The sequence below is a fragment of the Mesorhizobium sp. M5C.F.Ca.IN.020.32.2.1 genome, assembly GCF_004023105.1.
Lineage (GTDB): Bacteria > Pseudomonadota > Alphaproteobacteria > Rhizobiales > Rhizobiaceae > Mesorhizobium > Mesorhizobium wenxiniae.
In genome coordinates, this window is record NZ_RZSX01000761.1 from 1 (window position 1) to 3,092 (window position 3,092).

4 protein-coding genes are annotated in these 3,092 nt (G+C 59.8%); 3 read left to right on the forward strand and 1 reads right to left on the reverse strand.

Going from position 1 to position 3,092, the window contains the following annotated elements:
- The 3 genes from EOA86_RS28400 to EOA86_RS40720 all read left to right on the forward strand — a co-directional run.
- Positions 1-699, forward strand: a 699-nt coding sequence (locus EOA86_RS28400; protein WP_164892058.1) for an acetoacetate decarboxylase, incomplete at its 5' end; no start/stop codon positions are given.
- 1,027 nt (positions 700-1,726) lie between these two features.
- Complete coding sequence (gene pyrE / locus EOA86_RS28405; protein WP_029356507.1) at positions 1,727-2,323, forward strand: orotate phosphoribosyltransferase; 597 nt, start codon at positions 1,727-1,729, stop codon at positions 2,321-2,323.
- A gap of 127 nt (positions 2,324-2,450) precedes the next feature.
- On the forward strand, positions 2,451-2,645 hold the full coding sequence (locus tag EOA86_RS40720) for a hypothetical protein (RefSeq protein WP_245492528.1): 195 nt from the start codon (positions 2,451-2,453) through the stop codon (positions 2,643-2,645).
- A 229-nt stretch (positions 2,646-2,874) separates the two neighbouring features.
- Here EOA86_RS40720 and EOA86_RS39640 read toward each other — a convergent pair.
- Positions 2,875-3,092 (reverse strand): hypothetical protein (locus EOA86_RS39640; protein WP_206630155.1); only part of this gene is annotated, 218 nt, incomplete at its 5' end.

A 3,092-nucleotide genomic window follows, 5' to 3' on the forward strand; every position in this document is an offset into this window, starting at 1 on the left:
AGACAGTATCTGATCATCACATATCGCACCGATCCGCAAAAACTGCGCGACCTTGTGCCGGAGCCGCTTCAGGTGTGCGAGCCTCTGGTCAAATTCGAGTTCATTCGCATGCCGGACTCGACGGGCTTCGGCGACTACACGGAAAGCGGACAGGTCATCCCTGTCTCCTTCTGCGGCCGCATGGGGAGCTACACCCACTGCATGTTTCTCGACGACCATCCGCCGACAGCGGGCGGACGCGAGTTGTGGGGCTTTCCCAAGAAGCTCGCCAGCCCAACGCTCCGAACAGAGACGGACACGCTTGTTGGCACGCTGGACTACGGCCCGGTCCGCGTCGCGACGGGTACGATGGGCTACAAGCACCGGGCCGCGGACCTTGCGAGCGTTAAGGCCTCGCTCGCCGACCCGAACTTCCTCCTCAAAATCATCCCGCATGTCGACGGCACGCCGCGCATCTGCGAACTCGTGGAATACCACCTGGAGGACATCGATCTGAGAGGCGCCTGGACCGGCCCGGCAGCCCTGAACCTCTGGTCGCATGCGCTTGCCCCCGTCGCCGAACTGCCGGTGCTGGAAGTAGTCTCGGCCGTACACCTCGTCGCCGATCTCACGCTCGCGCTCGGGAAGGTCGTCCACGACTATCTCGCGGAAGCCGAGCCTCGCCATCGGAAAGGAAGAAACCATGAACTTTCACAATGATATTTTATTGAACCAGCGCGACGGGGAGCCGGTGGCCGGCTTATCGACAAGGTGGCGGTGATCGCCGAAGCCGCGAGCGGGGTCGGCAAGGAAAGCGCGGTTCGCCCGCGAGGGAGCAAGAGTGGTCCGCGGATCTTGATCACAGCGAAGTCCAACAACGGCGTCCGGGATCGATCGATTGACGAAAAATGGTTGCCAGGGTGAGAGGCAGGTGGAACGCGGCTGATGCAGGCAATCGAAACCTTCGGGCGCCTCGATGTCCTGTCAGCAACGCCGGCGTCCAGAACGTAGCGCCGCTTGTCGAGTTCTGCCACAAGGCGCTTCCCGCCCGTGATAGGCTCCATCTCACGGGTGTCGGCGAACTCAATGTCACCAAAATCAGTGTAAGGCTCGGCCTGCTGTTCGGCGTCTGCCTCAGAGGCAGACGCTCGCCCCTGTCGCCGATATCGCCGTAAAGACTCGGCCGGCAGGGGAGGTGGACTACGACCTACCTTGAACTTTGCTTTTTACCGTCGTCAGATGAAGCGAGCCGAAATGTTGCGCCGCGGTGCTGATGACAAAAATTCTCGGCGGCTCGAACTTTACCTCTCGCGCCTCTACGAGGAGGTTGCACGAAAAGCGCGGCCTTGCCCCCTCGTCATCACAAGAGCGACACGGGCCGACATGGCGGCCGAAACGCTCACCTCATGCGCAACCTGGTTAAGAAGCTGGCGCAAACGGGGCCGAGCGAGGCGGAACTCGAGCGGACGAGGATGAAACGCCCAAATCCTCAAAGAGACGGCCCGCATCGAGAAAAGCCGTGCCTGCCGAGATCGGGCAAGGGCGGGTAGCCAACGCTACCCAGCCGTAGGGAAACCCGTGATCACGCTTTAGGCACCCAATAACGATAATGGAAAAATCTGCGCGAAACGGTCGCACCGGTATTGACATTAATTGACACACCCCGCGAACACTTGCATAAGCCACATAGCGGTAGTGACTAGGTGCATGCCGCACCCAATTTTTTCCCTAGGGCGAGGTCAGATCTATGGCGGCACTGGCAAAATTCAGACCAGTTGATTCCAGCCAACACGACAAGGACGAACTCCGCGAAATCGTCCGTGAGCGCTCTTTTCGATCCGGACGCTACACGCTCTCGTCGGGCATAGAGAGCGACATCTATTTCAATATGAAGCCTACCATGATGATGGCGCGAGGCGCGCAACTTGCCGCTCTTGAGTTCCTAAAAATCGCTGAGCAAGTGAAAGCAGAGTACGTCGGCGGCCTTGAAATGGGAGCGGTCCCCGTAATCGGATCGATGGCAGCTGTCAGCTCGGCGATGAACAAACCCATAAACACGATCTTCGTTCGCAAGACTCCAAAGCCTCATGGCACAAGGGACGTGATTGAAGGTCTTGGGCCCAAAGAAGATCTCGAGGGAAAAGTCGTCCTGATCGTTGACGACGTTGCCACAAGCGGCAAGTCGATATTGAAGGCGATTGAAGAGGTTCGCCGCGCCGGGGGCATTGTAGGTGACGCTGCTTGCCTCGTGGACCGCGACGAGGGAGCTACGGCGCTGCTAGCCCAACATGGGGTCACGCTGCATTCCGTTCTGCATGCGAGCGAATTTGTGGAACGCCACTGACAATCTCATACAACGGCTTTCCGGCGACCTAGCCTTAGAGGACATTCCGCCGCTTTGCAGCGAGTGCAGGCGCCTCGCGAGTAAGAGCGACTGCCCTTGCCCATCCTCACTGCTTTTGGTGCAACATATGCTGGCTGCCGTTCACCAGCCGCTTGACGCCATTGACCACCTTTCTGAGCAAGGCGCCATCAGACTGAAGGCTTTTACCGATTATCTGGCGACGGTCGTTCGAATGGCTTCAGAGCGCGGAGACGCGGCACCCTGGATCGATCTAGCCAGCCGGTTTAGCGCCCTTTTCGGTCCCGACGAGGTTGCCCACTAATCTAGTGCTTATCGCTTTCCATGAACTAGCAGCCTCGGCGGCATCGCGTCATGGATCGCCAGCGGCATGCCGGCCCATGATGCGAGCGTAAAAGCGCCGAGCAGCCGGTGCTGAATCTCGGACGTGACGACGCCGATTGGCGCGATGCGCGTTGGCACGGGCCCTCGTGCCCAAGCATGATGCGTTCCCATTCCGCGGCATCATGCTCGCGATCCCGTCTGTGCCGTGCTCAAGCAAGCGAGCCCGAGCGAACCGCCCTGGGTAGCGGATTTAGACAATCGTTGGTGGAGTTGGCTGGCGAATTGGCGAGTTCGGCCTTTGGTTGGAAGACCGGCTTGCGGCGGGCCAACCAAACGGGATTGGCGACACTGGAGTATGCCTTCACTGGGGTCGCGTCCTTACGCTGTAACGCGGCGGTCAGCGAAGCCGCGCGAGCGCCCCCTCGAT

Excerpts from the sequence above, each read along its gene's own strand:
- pyrE (WP_029356507.1), top strand. The coding sequence starts at position 1,727 with ATGGCGGCACTGGCAAAATTCAGACCAGTTGATTCCAGCCAACACGAC.
- EOA86_RS40720 (WP_245492528.1), top strand. The coding sequence starts at position 2,451 with ATGCTGGCTGCCGTTCACCAGCCGCTTGACGCCATTGACCACCTTTCT.